At 41.1% G+C, this 14,664-nt stretch carries 18 protein-coding genes; 1 reads left to right on the top strand and 17 read right to left on the bottom strand.

Translation table 11 applies throughout. The features are described 5' to 3' along the window. Positions 1-16: 16 nt before the first annotated feature. The 11 genes from mtrB to MHB79_RS10440 all read right to left on the bottom strand — a co-directional run bounded on the left by mtrB (position 17) and on the right by MHB79_RS10440 (position 8,793). Positions 17-247, bottom strand: a complete 231-nt coding sequence (gene mtrB / locus MHB79_RS10390) for a trp RNA-binding attenuation protein MtrB (protein ID WP_003216082.1) — start codon at positions 245-247, stop codon at positions 17-19. Positions 248-275: 28 nt separating this feature from the next. Further along, positions 276-845: a GTP cyclohydrolase I FolE gene (gene folE, locus MHB79_RS10395; protein WP_003215789.1), complete on the bottom strand. Its 570-nt coding sequence runs from the start codon at positions 843-845 to the stop codon at positions 276-278. Between the two features lie 190 nt (positions 846-1,035). Beyond that, entirely contained in the window at positions 1,036-1,314 is a 279-nt protein-coding gene (gene hbs, locus MHB79_RS10400) for a non-specific DNA-binding protein Hbs (RefSeq protein ID WP_003215863.1), read from the bottom strand. 374 nt (positions 1,315-1,688) lie between these two features. Next, positions 1,689-3,167, bottom strand: a complete 1,479-nt coding sequence (gene spoIVA / locus MHB79_RS10405; protein ID WP_003215616.1) for a stage IV sporulation protein A — start codon at positions 3,165-3,167, stop codon at positions 1,689-1,691. A 205-nt stretch (positions 3,168-3,372) separates the two neighbouring features. Continuing rightward, complete coding sequence (locus MHB79_RS10410; RefSeq protein ID WP_003215852.1) at positions 3,373-4,098, bottom strand: hypothetical protein; 726 nt, start codon at positions 4,096-4,098, stop codon at positions 3,373-3,375. Positions 4,099-4,116: 18 nt separating this feature from the next. Further along, positions 4,117-4,320, bottom strand: a complete 204-nt coding sequence (locus tag MHB79_RS10415; protein ID WP_034318888.1) for a DUF2768 domain-containing protein — start codon at positions 4,318-4,320, stop codon at positions 4,117-4,119. A gap of 266 nt (positions 4,321-4,586) precedes the next feature. Continuing rightward, the gene (locus tag MHB79_RS10420; RefSeq protein ID WP_340989693.1) at positions 4,587-5,624 is read right to left on the bottom strand and encodes an NAD(P)H-dependent glycerol-3-phosphate dehydrogenase; all 1,038 of its coding nucleotides are present in this window, start codon (positions 5,622-5,624) and stop codon (positions 4,587-4,589) included. Positions 5,625-5,638: 14 nt separating this feature from the next. After that, on the bottom strand, positions 5,639-6,949 hold the full coding sequence (gene der / locus MHB79_RS10425; RefSeq protein ID WP_003215663.1) for a ribosome biogenesis GTPase Der: 1,311 nt from the start codon (positions 6,947-6,949) through the stop codon (positions 5,639-5,641). Positions 6,950-7,108: 159 nt separating this feature from the next. Continuing rightward, positions 7,109-7,303 carry a capping complex subunit for YIEGIA gene (locus MHB79_RS10430; protein WP_003215794.1) on the bottom strand — a complete coding sequence of 65 codons (195 nt, stop codon included), beginning with the start codon at positions 7,301-7,303 and terminating at the stop codon, positions 7,109-7,111. A gap of 6 nt (positions 7,304-7,309) precedes the next feature. Continuing rightward, a complete protein-coding gene (locus tag MHB79_RS10435) occupies positions 7,310-8,194 on the bottom strand; it encodes a YIEGIA family protein (RefSeq protein ID WP_003215905.1) in 885 nt (294 codons plus the stop codon). Beyond that, the gene (locus MHB79_RS10440) at positions 8,191-8,793 is read right to left on the bottom strand and encodes a YphA family membrane protein (protein WP_321999303.1); all 603 of its coding nucleotides are present in this window, start codon (positions 8,791-8,793) and stop codon (positions 8,191-8,193) included. Before MHB79_RS10440 ends, MHB79_RS10435 begins: the two co-directional genes overlap by 4 nt. 120 nt (positions 8,794-8,913) lie before the next feature. Between MHB79_RS10440 and MHB79_RS10445 the strand changes: the two genes are divergently transcribed. Next, on the top strand, positions 8,914-9,045 hold the full coding sequence (locus MHB79_RS10445; RefSeq protein WP_003215762.1) for a YpzI family protein: 132 nt from the start codon (positions 8,914-8,916) through the stop codon (positions 9,043-9,045). Positions 9,046-9,098: 53 nt separating this feature from the next. Here the strand turns inward: MHB79_RS10445 and fni are convergent, their stop codons facing one another. From fni to ypeB, 6 genes are all read right to left on the bottom strand, one after another. Beyond that, positions 9,099-10,166, bottom strand: a complete 1,068-nt coding sequence (gene fni / locus MHB79_RS10450) for a type 2 isopentenyl-diphosphate Delta-isomerase (protein WP_335365610.1) — start codon at positions 10,164-10,166, stop codon at positions 9,099-9,101. 14 nt (positions 10,167-10,180) lie between these two features. Beyond that, positions 10,181-11,332: a 30S ribosomal protein S1 gene (gene rpsA, locus MHB79_RS10455; protein WP_003215529.1), complete on the bottom strand. Its 1,152-nt coding sequence runs from the start codon at positions 11,330-11,332 to the stop codon at positions 10,181-10,183. 223 nt (positions 11,333-11,555) lie between these two features. Beyond that, entirely contained in the window at positions 11,556-12,233 is a 678-nt protein-coding gene (gene cmk, locus MHB79_RS10460) for a (d)CMP kinase (RefSeq protein ID WP_003216003.1), read from the bottom strand. Positions 12,234-12,304: 71 nt separating this feature from the next. Further along, positions 12,305-12,487 carry a DUF5359 family protein gene (locus MHB79_RS10465; protein WP_340989698.1) on the bottom strand — a complete coding sequence of 61 codons (183 nt, stop codon included), beginning with the start codon at positions 12,485-12,487 and terminating at the stop codon, positions 12,305-12,307. 63 nt (positions 12,488-12,550) lie between these two features. Further along, on the bottom strand, positions 12,551-13,198 hold the full coding sequence (locus tag MHB79_RS10470; RefSeq protein ID WP_268458326.1) for a flagellar brake protein: 648 nt from the start codon (positions 13,196-13,198) through the stop codon (positions 12,551-12,553). A 102-nt stretch (positions 13,199-13,300) separates the two neighbouring features. Further along, the gene (gene ypeB, locus MHB79_RS10475; RefSeq protein WP_003215550.1) at positions 13,301-14,650 is read right to left on the bottom strand and encodes a germination protein YpeB; all 1,350 of its coding nucleotides are present in this window, start codon (positions 14,648-14,650) and stop codon (positions 13,301-13,303) included. Between the last annotated feature and the right edge of the window lie 14 nt (positions 14,651-14,664).

Here is a 14,664-nt window from a genome sequence, read left to right on the forward strand (position 1 = left end):
AAGTGCACTCAAGTATTTATTTCTTTGCTTCGCTTTGAATTTCCCCGAAGCTTGTTTGAATGACAGCATCGCCTCTTACTTTGATCGCTGACGTATGCTCAGTAAATTGTGCAATGATGACTTCACCTTTATCGAGCTTTTCGGAATGGTGAAATCTTGTATCAGAGCCTCTAGTTAAGCCGATGACATTTACACCATTTTCATTGGCTTTAATCACTACAAAATCAGATGCTTTATTTTCACTCAATCTGTTCACCTTCCATCTATCTATTGAATTAGTCGTTTTTAATAAAGGAAAGTACTTCTGCTCTTGCCGCTGCATCATTTGCAAATGTACCGCGTACTGCTGAAGTCACTGTTTTTGCGCCTGGCTTTTTCACTCCGCGCATCGTCATACACATATGCTCTGCTTCAACGACAATCATCACGCCATGCGGATTGAGTGTTTCCACCATACTATCTGCAATGGTTGATGTGATGCGTTCCTGAAGCTGCGGGCGTTTGGCAACAGCCTCTACAGCTCTTGCAAGTTTGCTAAGTCCTGTCACTTTTCCGCCGCGCGGAATATAAGCGACATGCGCTTTTCCGTAAAAAGGTACAAGGTGGTGTTCACACATTGAATGGAAAGCAATATCTTTTACAAGAACGAGTTCTTCGTGGTCTTCACCAAAAATGGTTTTAAAATGTTCTTTTGGATCTTCATTTAATCCCGAGAACACTTCTTCATACATTTTTGCTACTCGTTTAGGGGTATCAAGAAGTCCTTCACGATCTGGATCTTCTCCGATGGCTTTTAATATATCGCGTACTGCGTGTTCGATTAGTTCTTTATTTATTTCACTCATGTATTATATCCTCCAAAGGCGATTACATTTCAATCAGATTCTAGCACACTTCAGATCCTAAAAGCAAAGGAGAGCGTTCTAAACGAACCTTTTGATTCAAAAGGAAAAGCCCCTTATGAAAGGGGCTTTTCTAGACCAGTGTGAAACTGTATATGTATAACTCCTGCAATAGGATCATTACACATAACGATTATTTACCTGCCACCGCGTCTTTAAGTGCTTTACCTGGTTTGAAAGCAGGTACTTTGCTTGCAGGGATTTCGATCTCTGCACCAGTTTGTGGGTTACGTCCTTTACGAGCTGAACGCTCACGTACTTCAAAGTTACCAAAACCGATAAGTTGGATTTTGTCACCATTTTTAAGTGCATCTAAAATTGTATCAAAAACAGAATCAACTGCTTTTGTCGCGTCTTTTTTAGATAACTCGCTTGCTTCAGCAACCGCGTTAATAAGTTCTGTCTTGTTCATGCCTTTCACCTCCTCCCAAAAATATGCATTCAGTAGATTGTTATCATTTCTTCACAATTCATCTTCTTTCTATACACTTTTTTCGAAAAAAAGAGCGTCTAGAAAGCGGTATACATGGCTTTTCATTAGAAAACAACTCTTTGAAGGAATGTTTGTCCAGCAAAGTGAAGATTTTCTGTAAGTAGATTAACACATATGAAATACCATATCAAGCATTTTAAAGGGAAGAATCCTTATTCGTCAAGGATTAAGGGCACTTTTACGAACGAATATTCCTAATTTCAGCCTGAATCTGACTAATCTTTATACAATTGTCTTTTTATGACTCATTCCTTACGCAAAAAAAGACCCCTGTCAATGAGAGGTCTCACATGCTATAGAATAATCGCGATCAAACCGCCTGATCCTTCGTTGATAATTCTTTCAAGTGTTTCTTTCAGTTTATATCTTGCATTTTCTGGCATCAGTGACAGCTTTGCTTGAATGCCTTCTCTGACAAGGGAGCTGAGTGAGCGCCCAAATATATCTGAATTCCAAATCGAAAGCGGATCATCTTCAAAGTCTTGCATTAAGTAGCGGACGAGCTCTTCACTTTGTTTCTCTGTTCCGATAATCGGTGCAAATTCACTTTCTACATCTACCTTAATCATATGAATAGATGGCGCAACCGCCTTTAGTCTTACGCCGAATCTCGAGCCCTGTCTAATGATTTCTGGCTCATCTAAACTCATATCTGACAAGGCCGGAGCCGCAATTCCGTATCCCGTCTGCTTCACCATTTTTAAGGCATCTGATACTTGATCATATTCTGTCTTCGCATGCGCAAAATCTTGCATGAGCTCTAGAAGATGGTCTTTCCCTCTAATTTCTACACCAACCACTTCTTTTAGAATATGATCATATAGATCATCTGGGGCGTACAGGTCAATCTCCGCAATCCCTTGACCCATTTCAATCCCTGCTAAGCCCGCTCTTTCAATAAAGTCAAATTCACTGAACTGGCCAACAACACGGTCAACATCTCTTAATCTTTTAATATCCTTTACGGTTTCCTTCACTGAGTCCTGATAGCTTTCTCTCAGCCAATGATCTTCTTTCAACACCATGACCCAGCTTGGCAGGTTCACATTCACCTCTAGGACTGGGAATTCATATAATGCTTCACGAAGCACACTAAGGACGTCTTGCTCTCTCATACTTTCTACACTCATGGAGAGTACTGGAATATCATATTTTTGGCTCAGTTCCTGCCGCAGCGCTTCTGTTTCAGGATGATAGGGTCTCACAGAGTTGATCACCATAATAAACGGCTTTCCTACCTCTTTGAGTTCATCAATCACACGTTCTTCAGATTCAATATAATCATGTCTTGGAATTTCTCCAATAGAACCATCCGTTGTAATCACAACACCGATGGTTGAATGCTCTTGAATGACCTTGCGTGTGCCAATTTCCGCTGCTTCATGGAACGGAATTGGCTCTTCATACCACGGCGTGTTGATCATTCTTGGACCATTTTCATCTTCATACCCGCGCGCACCAGGGACTGTGTATCCTACACAATCGACAAGCCTGATGTTGACATCAAGACCGTCACTCACATGAATCGATGCCGCTTGATTCGGTACAAATTTTGGCTCAGTGGTCATAATGGTTTTTCCTGCTGCGCTTTGCGGCAATTCATCCTGTGCTCTTGCACGATCTGCCTCATTATTGATATTCGGGAGCACCACGAGCTCCATAAACTTTTTAATAAACGTAGATTTCCCTGTACGAACAGCGCCAACGACTCCTAAATATATATCGCCTCCTGTTCGTTCAGCGATATCCTTGAAAATATCGACTTTTTCCAAGTGATCCCCTCCCGGACTTGCTATCCTCGTTTTCAAATAAAATACTCTATTCTTCAATCAAACTTGCTTGAAAGGTGTCTGGACAATATATGTGTATGACGTTGTCCTATTTGAATATGACACCTTTTTTTGTTTTGAGAGTATGTTTAGCCATAAAAAAACCTTTCTCCTCATTTATATGCAGAGGAAAAAGGTTCATTCTTGTTTATGACGTCTTTTTTTCTAAAAAGTCAGGCTCACCTTTTTTGTTGATGGTATATGGGACAGAAAACGCGGGTACAAACGGGGTTTCCTGCCAATAGACATCTTGAATGTTTTCACCTGGTTTCAGCTTTCGTTTCGTATTCTTCAAAATATGAGCAAAATCACTGCGGTAATCCACATAGATTTCGCCATTTGATGAAATCAGTAATGGGAGGGAATTCCCTGTCACCGGGCTCATGACCGTAGGCGGCGATTTTAAGCCTAGCTTTTTTTCATTTAACGTATATAAATTGTTTGATACTACTTTGCCGTATGGCGGATATGTATGTTCATCTTGATATATTTTGATTCTAAGCCGTAATTCACTGATGGTTTGCGTCATTTTGACATCAAGCAGTTTCACAGTTGGGTTTTTTTCGACGTCTGTGAGGACATACATATATTCCCCTCCGCCTTCAAAGGATGTAGACGGTACATCGTGTAAATATCTTGGTGACAAGCGCTTAAAGTCGATGACGTACTTTTGATAAACCGGCGTGTCTGCTTCTTTCGTTTCAATCGGCAAAAGACCATTTGTTGCTTTTTGAAATTCCTCAATCGCTGTCTGAACGCTTTGCAGTTGCTCTTCGTACGGCACACGGTTTTCAGTTTTGCGATTTTCTGGATACAGACATCCTGTTAGTAAAATAAGTGCTAACAACGTGACACTGACTTTTGCTTTGATCATCACATTCTTCCTTTTTCTTTATTCATTGACCGGCCCGCTAAATACAACTAAAAACACAATGATACCTGATATCAGCATCAAGCTGTATGCGACGGTCGAGGCTGTTATTTTAAGAAACCGGCTCTTCAGCTTAAATCGACTGAAATAAATGGTTACTACAGCTAAAAACATGAGCCCCATTGAACCAAGTGCAAACCACATCTTGATTAAAGCAAAACTCATCGTGCCTGTCCCCCTTTAAAACGAACAAATTGTAAGCGTTTATATTTCATTCTAAACCAAAAATAAGGTAAATATCAATCATTTTTCCAATCATTCAGAAAAAAGCGCATAAAAAAACTGAAGCAAAGAGGGGGACTCCGCTTCAGTCATTAGGTCGACTATTTTTCCTCATTCTGTAGAGGCAAAGCTCTATTCAAACTTCATTGCTATGTTATGCAAGTCTTCCCCTTCTTGCATCCTCTACATGCCTAAGTTCAGTCTTCCATTTATTTTGTTTGGTTTTCAAACATGTTCACAAGGTCTTCCATTTCATGTGTTTTCACACGTGCCATCAATGATTCGACCGCATCGTCGACCTTTTTCCCTTCAAACAGGACGTGGTAAAGCGCCTCTGTGATCGGCATGGTGACCTTGTATTCTTTGGAGAGCTGATAAGCGCCTTTTGTTGTACGGACGCCTTCGACGACCATCCCCATTTTTTCAAGCACTTCTTCAAGCTTATACCCTTTACCAAGCAGATTTCCGCAGCGCCAGTTACGTGAATGAACACTTGTACATGTCACGATCAAATCTCCAACGCCCGTTAAACCGGCAAATGTCAGAGGATTCCCTCCCATTTTTGTACCGAGACGTGCGATTTCAGCGAGTCCTCTAGTGATGAGCGCCGCTTTTGCATTGTCACCATATCCAAGCCCGTCTGTGATCCCTGCCGCAAGAGCAATGATATTTTTCAGTGCGCCGCCAATTTCTACACCAATCACATCAGGGTTTGTATAAACTCTAAAGTTGTTGTTCATGAACAAATCTTGAACAAATTGAGCCGCTTCAATATTTTCTGATGAGACAGTGACAGTTGTCGGGTGACGCAAGCCTACTTCCTCGGCGTGGCTCGGTCCTGATAAGACGACGACAGCTTCTCTTTTCTCATCCGGGACTTCTTGTTCAATCATTTGAGATATTCTCAGAAGTGTATCTGGTTCAATTCCTTTACTTACATGGACAAACGGCACTTTCGACGTAATCAGCTCATTTGCCTGCTTCAACACTTCACGAATGGCCTTTGTTGGCACAGCGACAATAATAGCGTCTGTCCCCTCTAACGCCTGCTTCATGTCTGTCGTCGCCTGAATAGACACCGGCAGTGCGACATTTGGCAAGTAATCATGATTTTCATGTTTCTCATTGATTTGGTCAATGAGCTCTTGTCTATGTCCCCACATGTGTACATCATGATGATTATCAGCTAATACAAGAGCAAGGGCTGTTCCCCAGCTTCCTGCTCCAAGTACTGAAATTTTCTTCATTCTGCTCACCCTTTTTATTTTCTCGCTCTCGCAAATATTTTAATCGGTGTTCCTTCAAAACCAAACGCATCTCGAATGCGATTTTCTAGGAAACGTTCATAAGAAAAGTGCATAAGCTCTGGATCGTTTACAAATACAACAAAGGACGGAGGCTTAATCGCCACCTGTGTCGCATAGTAAATTTTCAGGCGCTGTCCATTATGAGTCGGCGTTGGATTCATTGCTACTGCATCCATGATGATATCGTTCAAAATATTCGTTTGAACGCGCATCGCATGATTTTCACTAGCTGTAATAATGGACGGCATTAACGTATGAATTCTCTTTTTCGTGAGAGCAGACATAAACAAGACAGGAGCATAATCTAGGAATTGAAAATGCTCACGAATGTTTTGCTCAAATTCCTTCATCGTACGCTCATCTTTTTCAACAGCGTCCCATTTGTTCACAACGATTACAACGGCTTTACCAGCTTCGTGTGCATAGCCCGCAATACGTTTATCCTGCTCAATAATGCCTTCTTCACCGTCTAGAACAACAGCGACAACATCAGAACGATCAATGGCTTTTAATGCACGAAGCACACTGTATTTCTCTGTTGTTTCGTATACTTTTCCTTTTTTTCTCATACCTGCTGTATCAACAATGACAAAATCACGCTGATTGTACGTAAACATCGTATCGACAGCATCTCTTGTTGTACCAGCGATGTTGCTGACAATGACGCGGTCTTCTCCGAGCATCGCATTCACTAAAGAAGATTTCCCTACATTCGGGCGACCGATTAAGCAGAACTGGACAACTTGTTCGTCATACTGCGTATCTGGTAAGTTCTTAAAGTGTTCTGCAACAGCATCAAGTAGATCACCAAGACCTAATCCGTGCGTTCCAGAAATCGGATATGGCTCGCCAAACCCTAGTGCATAAAAGTCATACACGTCACTTCTCATTTCAGGGTTGTCCAGTTTATTGACAGCAAGTACAACTGGCTTTTTCGTGCGATATAAAATTTTTGCGACTTCTTCATCCGCTGATGTCACACCATCTCGGCCATTCACCATAAAGATAATGACATCCGCTTCATCCATTGCAATTTCTGCTTGATGGCGAATTTGCGCTAAAAATGGCTCATCTCCAATATCAATTCCACCAGTATCTATTAAGTTAAAGTCATAATTTAACCATTCAGCAGAGCTATAAATACGATCTCTTGTTACACCAGGTGTGTCTTCTACAATCGATATTCTTTCGCCTGCGATTCGATTAAAAATTGTAGATTTTCCAACGTTGGGCCTTCCAACAATGGCTACGACAGGTTTACCCATAGTACCCTTCCTTTCAATCCAGCCGCGATTCAATATGTTCATCATCATGTTTCAACCGGGATTTAAAATTTTCATTCAGTTTTATGAAATAAACCCTTCAAACATGAAGGGTTCAACTTATATATTATATCAATTTTTAATCAGACCACAATGAATAACTTAAAAATGTTTGACAATCAAGTAAAGATCTTCTCCAATTCCGTGTGCAATTCCATCTAAAATGGCCTCTAAATTCATGGCGTACATGTCGAGTTCTTCTTTATTTTCACAGAAAAAAACGGCTGTTCCGCCCATGACCCGCTCTTTATTTGTTGTAGCCACAGCGAGTATAAATTGTTCAATGGTGTTCGCCATGCCCTATTACCTCACTTTCTTTTTTATGAACTCTGTCGGCATTCTGATGGCATTTTCTAAAATGGGTACTTCTTCTAATACACGGACAGCGAGATCTTCACGATACCATTGCGGTAAAATGAACACGCCAAGTGTGCCGTTATTCAAATCACGCTTTGCGAGCGGACAGAGTGATGGTTCACCAGAGTCGCGATACACACCAAGTACATTGGATAAATCAAATAAAATGGCTTGCCGCTGCCCAAGGTTGGCAATCGTTGTGGCTGCGTTGAAATTTTTCGGTGTCAAAATAAAGCCCATCCCATGCTCTAATATGAGCTTTTGCTTTTCGGGCAGTCCGATATTCATGATGTAAATATCGTTCACATAGAGCCCTGCCCCATCAAAGCGAAGCTCTCCTTTTTGTATGTTGACAATATCCTTTAATTGGCTGCCAGACATTAATAGCTTTGCCAAGAAAAAACAAAGAATACCGACCACTGTCCCAATAACGAGCGAGAAGAAAATACAGGCTGTGGTCGTAATCAGTGCCGTGAGAATCGCAATATAATTTCGGCTTTCAAAGGCAATGGCAATGCCTTCTATATATGTACTGCCTCTTGAGACTAGCTCATATGAATCCATTTGAGTTAACGTATTTCTTTCCATATTGCGGACATCTCGGAATTGCGTGGCCGCCAGCGTGAGAAAGGTAATCGCCGTAAATTCCTCCTGAATGAGTGCAGGCATAATGATCGCACCAAGTCCTGAAGCGATAAAACCAAGCGCAATGTGAATCACTTGTCCATGAATATACGTAGGGTATTGCCGGTAATCTGTTCTTAACATATAAAGCCTGGCCGCCATCCCAAAGATGACACCAATAATCACAGGAAACGTATAATCCGTCATGTTGATTTTGCAGCCCCTTTTACTGGTTTTCTTGATGAACGGGCGTTCAAGAGCTTTTCAAGCTGATCGACACCTAATAGGAAGATGGACCCTTGAACAACAAGGGACAGAAAAGAGAGATCTCCAATGACAATCGATGATGTCAGGCGGTGAATTGTGAGCGCATAAAGGGCTTCGCCAAGACATACAGCCATCATCCATAGGGTGACTCGTTCTGTAAAATGATGTCCATATGTCAAAGACATCAAGATCAGCAAGGCAAATACGACCCAATCCACTTTTATTAGCGTGAACCAAACCGGATCATATAATGCAAAAATCATAAAAAAGGCATATGCGCTCACCATAGAACCTAATTGTATGATTCTCATTATTTGATGCCCGGACCGGAATATAACGAAACCCGCACATGCATATAAAAAGGTCATCAAGTACCCCGCATTCAGGCTCATATCAAATATGGACATCATGAAATGACTACATATAATATGGACAAGGACAAAGACGCCTAGCACATTGCGCCATGAGCTTTTTTCCATAATAAATGTCACGATAATCCAAACGAACCATATGGACCAATAATAGTACAAAGCCTCCAACGTCTCATCACCTCAATTACATTATGGGAAAATCCCCAATTTTTAAACGTAAGGGATCGCTTTGGGCATTGTATGAAATAAACAAGAGGTGACACCCTAATGGTTGAGGAGGGATGTATGATGGGAAAAGATAGACAGGAAAAACGCTTAAAGGCATCAAAAAGAGTGGAATCTGACCGTGATCAATCCATTCATTATAAAGGGGCAACAGCATTAGAAGGTCCAGATAGTGCGCGAAAAAGAAATCAATAAAAAAAGGCATGTGATGACCACATGCCTTAGATGTTTAAGGGCTAAACTTGCTTTTAGTCCTTTTTCTTATTTGATCTTAAACTATAGTACGTTGTGTCGATGCCTCTTTCTTTGAGCCAATGACTTGTTTCACCTGAAATGACAAGTTGGGTTTGTCTCAGCTCTTCAATGGTCTTCACGCCAAGAACTGTCATCATCATCTTCACATCTTCTTGAAGATCTATGATATTCGCGATGAGACCGCTCTCCCCTCCGTCAGTCAGTGATTTTAAGAAAAAGCCAGCTAGACCAGCAGCCGATGCGCCAAGTGCGATTGATTTTGTTACATCAAGGGCGTCTTGTATACCTCCCGAGGCTAAAATCGTTTGATCTGGAAAACTTGTATGTACTTCAGCAAGACTCGCTGCAGTTGGAATCCCCCATTGATCAAAATAATGAAGTGCTTTTTGGCGGCGAAGATTTTCGATCTTAGAAAAGTTCGTACCACCAAATCCGCCTACATCAACGGCCGCAACCCCAGCATGAAATAACTTTTTGGCCGTTTCCTTGCTCATGCCAAATCCAACTTCTTTTACGACAACAGGCACACCAACTGATTCATTGATGGCTGCGATGCGCTCAAGTGCCCCCCTGAAATCACGGTCTCCTTCAGGCATGACAATCTCTTGAATCACATTTAAATGAATCTGGAGAATATTGGCCTCCAGCATCTCAACGGCTTCCTTCGCTTGCTTCATCGTTGCCTCACTGCCTAAGTTCGCAAAGACAATTCCATCTGGATTCACTTTACGAACAACTTCATACGTACGTCTTTCTTCTTTATCTTTCAGTGCAGCCATTTGCGATCCAACTGCCACCGGAATATTGGTTTCCTTCGCTGCGATCGATAAAGAGCGATTAATCTCATAGGTCGATTTTCCGCCTCCGCCAGTCATTGCATTGATAAAAATTGGCGAACCGAAAGTCAGTCCGCCAATTGTTGAATGTGTATCAATTTGTGATGTTGCAAGATCTGGTAAACTGGCGTGAACGAAGGAAACATCTTTTAAACCTGTTGCTGCATGCTGTCCAGTGGACAAGGCATGTTCAATATGCTGCTTCTTTCTTTCTGCTCGCGTCAATTTTGATCACCAAATTATTTTAATTTATTGAGCTTATCTCCGATCAGGTCACCAAGCTGGAATCCACTTGTGTTTTCTTCTTTCGCCTGATATTGACGATAATTCTCTTCGATTTGTTTTTCAGGATTTTCTTCTAAATCACGGATGCTTAGTGAAATGCGTTCTTCATCTTCATTCACATCAAGCACTTTTACTTTCACAGTCTGCCCTTCTTCAAGGACTTCATGCGGCGTACCGATATGTTTATGAGAGATTTGAGAAATATGCACAAGTCCTTCGACGCCTGGCAGAATTTCAACAAATGCACCAAAGCTTACTAGACGTTGAACAGTTCCTTCAAGCACATCACCTTGTTTTACCTTTTCACCAATCTGGCTCCAAGGTCCTGGTAATGTTTCTTTAATAGATAGTGAGATACGTTCGTTATCACGATCAACAGCAAGTACTTTGACCTGGACTTCCTGGCCTTCTTCCACTACGTCAGATGGCTTTTCAACATGCGCATGGGATAGTTGAGAAATGTGAACCAATCCATCAATGCCGCCAATGTCTACAAATGCACCAAAATCAGTAAGGCGTTGCACTTTACCATCAATCACACTGCCTACTTCAAGTTTTTGCAAGAAGTCTTGCTTTTTGTCTAATTGCTCTTGCTCCACTACTGCACGGTGCGAGAGAATCACACGATTTTTTTCGCGGTCAAGTTCGACCACGACAAGTGAGAGTGTTTTACCTTTGTAGTCTGAAAAGTCCTCAACATAGTGCGCTTCTACAAGAGATGCAGGAATAAATCCACGCACACCAATGTCTACGACAAGACCACCTTTTACAACGTCTTTTACTTCAGCTTCAAATACTTCTTTTGTTTCAAACTTTTTCTCTAGGTCTTCCCAAGCGCGGTCTGCATCAACAGCACGTTTCGATAAAATCAAAGCATCGTCTTCGACTTTTGTTACTTTAAGCTCTAATTCGTCGCCATCTTTCACGACATCTGATGCTTTTTCAACGTGAAGACTTGATAATTCACTGATTGGGATGATCCCAGGTTGTTTCACATTGACGATATCTACATTGACATGCTTGTCCTCAACTTTAGAAACAATCCCTTTCACTACATCTCCAACCTCTGGTACCTGAACATCGATTTGATTCATTTCCTCTGTCATTTCGATAACCTCCTTGGTCCAAACCTACACAGCTTAGTTAAAACGACTGGGTGAATATGTGTCTTAAGCATGATGATTGCCAGCCGAGTATGTATTATAGAAACATTCAAATCAACAGAATTGCTTGAATGATCAATAAAAATAGTATTAGTATAAACTTCTAATAAAAGACCTTGTTTGTCAAGAGATAAACCTCTAACTTATAAAAGTTTTCTAAAATTTCTTACAGTTTCTCCACACGGTCTGCTGCATCTAAAATTTTACCTGCTACCTCTTGAATGGTAAGAGAAGTTGTGTCAATCTCAATGGCGTCATCCGCTTTCTTAAGCGGTGAAACTTCGCGCTCAGAGTCAAGCTTGTCACGTCTTGCAATCTCTTCGATCAGCTGATCGTAATTGACATCGTAGCCTTTTTTCTGATTCTCTTCAAAGCGGCGTTTTGCTCTTTCTTCTACAGATGCAAGCAAGAAAATTTTCACTTCGGCATCTGGAAGAACGTGAGTACCTATGTCTCTTCCGTCCATCACGACACCGCCTTTTTTACCAAGCTCTTGCTGCCTGCGGACCATTTCTTCCCGAACAGCTCTGTGCTTTGCGACAACCGATACTTGGTTGCTCACGCGGTCTGTGCGAATCTCTTCTGTCACATCGGTATTGTCTAGATGCACTTTTTGACCCTCGCCTGTTGAGACAAGTTCAATCACCGTTTTCTTTAGTAGTGCATCAAGCGCCTGCTCGTCTTCAAGATCTACACCATGGTGAAGTGCCGCAAGCGTAATCGCGCGGTACATGGCACCTGTATCGATATAAATATATGATTTTTTTGCTGCGACAATTTTTGCCACAGTGCTTTTTCCTGCTGCTGCAGGACCGTCAATTGCGATAGATAATTTCTTTTTCATAATACCTCTCCTTGATTGAATCTCCCTTATGAATTGTAACACGATCACCGGTCAAACGGGGGAATTTTCTATCAATCCTTCTGCTTAAACGTCTCGATCCAATCTTCAATGCTCATGTTATTTACACCCTCGTATTGCACGACTTTTGACAAAAATAGTTCTCCTTTTGTCAAATGAAGTGTGATCTGAATGGCTAATAATAAGACAAGCTGAATGAGCACCGCTTTAAATAACCATCTTTCCATTGTTTTCATACAAAAAGCCTCCACGCTAGATTCTATTACCTCTAGTATGGAAGCTTTTAACATCCTTTATTCTTATGCTTTTTTCACACGTGTTAAAAGCTGCTGCTGGAAGCAGTACTTCATAATGTGCTGCTGCTGATCATTTGTGATCTCAGAAAACTCCATGATCGCTCTTGTTTTGCCAGTCTGCTCATCTTGATAAACTCGGCTCATCTCTGCAACCGCTTTAATTTTAACAGGCTCTTTCAGCGGAAGTTCAAACTCTGTGATCACTTCTCCGTATTCTTTCAATGAGACACCTTCAGGAACAGCAATTGCTAAGCCGCCAGCACTCATATTGACAATAAACGTGTCAAAGGATTCTTCACCCGTTTGCGTGATCGCGGTTTTGACCATTGTATCGACTCTCAGGTATTCTCTACGCTGAAGCCGAATCATTTCTTCTTTTGGCGGAATGGAAATGACGATCATCGGAATATCTTCTTTCCTCTTGCCGATGACTTCGCTTGTGCATTTGTATGGAATTTGATTTTCATCGAAAAAGAAAACGGTGATTTCTGTTTGCTGATTTAAATAGATCGTGCGTCCCGTTTCTTTATCAGCTGGATAATTAATGCAAATATCATCGTTATTATTTTCCAAAACTTTCGATTTTGCAGTTTTCACTTCTTTGTTCTCATTGACATATTCAATTGTGATTGCATCCCCTATTTGTAACATTCCTCATCACTCTTTTCATCTGTGAAATCATATCCTCTCCTATATTAAACCATGTATAAAACAAAAGGAAAAGGCTTATTCGCCTTTTCCTCGTTTCCTTTTTTATAGGTCTTTATATATAGGTTCTGCGTTTTTTAGTTTATCTACTCGTTCTTCTTTTCCAGTATCCGCATTAATGAACATTCGGTACGTATCATTTTTTATCGTTCCTAGGAACTCATAGCATAAAACTTCCTCTGACATATCGTTTTGAACAATCGCTACATGAGTATCTTCGATTTTCACATGCTGATTGAGCGTTTTCTTCGCTTCTTTTTGCGAGATTTTAGGTGCTTTGATGTCTCTTGTTTTATGATTCGTTAAATAGTCTTTCGCTGAAAATCCAACCACTTCACCATCGTCTAATGCGACCTTCATGCGTATACTATCTGGATACAGCAGTACATTTTTTTGAAGAGGTACATAGGTAAATACACCGATATTATCAAATTGTGCACTTTCATCTAAATGGAATGACTCTGCATCAAATCCTTGCTTCTTTAAGAAGCTGAGTGCTTTTTCTGATGCTTGGTTTAAACTGATTTTCTGTTTTTTCACGTCTCGATTTTGAAGAAGGTAGACTGGATGTCCTCCTTTTTCAGTCAAGTCTAAATAGAAATTCGCTTTACTATCAGGATCTGACATCGATAAGCTGTACACATCTCGATTGGTTTTGCTTCCGCTTTTTCTCACCTTAAAATGTTGATTATGATCAGGTGCGAATTGCTGGGCAATGCGTATCGCTTCTTTCTTTGAAATCTTTTTACCCTTTAAATGATTGTAGCCGCGTGTTTCTGCTTCTGTGGACACATTTGTCGGTCCGAGATCGACATCTGCAAATGCATCTGCATTTCTCTCGACTGTTTTCAACCCGTCAATGATGGTGTTATCATTTTTTCGGTCACCATCAGCAAGTGCCATTTCAACATCCATCCATTTTAAATTTTTATTGAGGACGAGGTGCTGCACTTGTCTCAGTTCGTTTTGGATATCAGATGCTTGCTGATATAAGGACGTAATGGTTTTGTGCGTATTTTTGTTTAATGGTTCATCTGATAAGGATTTAACTGATGATTTGTAGCTAAAGTCTCCGACATTCGCCAAAAATTCTTCCGTTTTGTTAAAAGGCATTAATGTGAGCGGAAGCTGACTCACATTGTTATGTGCTTCTGATGACATTCTCCATACATCTGCAAGTGCCGGTGAAATCGACGATTGGCTGTTCATCGCAAGCGTTGCCCCAAGTTTGTCGTGCAGCTGATCCACTTGGTACGTTAAATCGTGGAAGGCCCTCTGATAGTTGTTCTCTGCGTGCAGCAGCACTGCGTCTTTTTCTTGATGCTCTTTATAGCCCCAATAACCTGTTGAGATGACAGCAATTCCTAAAATGGCAATCAATATTCCTCTGATCATTTATTTACACCTCT

The sequence above is a fragment of the Bacillus sp. FSL M7-0558 genome (assembly GCF_038003245.1).
In the GTDB taxonomy this organism is placed as follows: domain Bacteria; phylum Bacillota; class Bacilli; order Bacillales; family Bacillaceae; genus Bacillus; species Bacillus pumilus.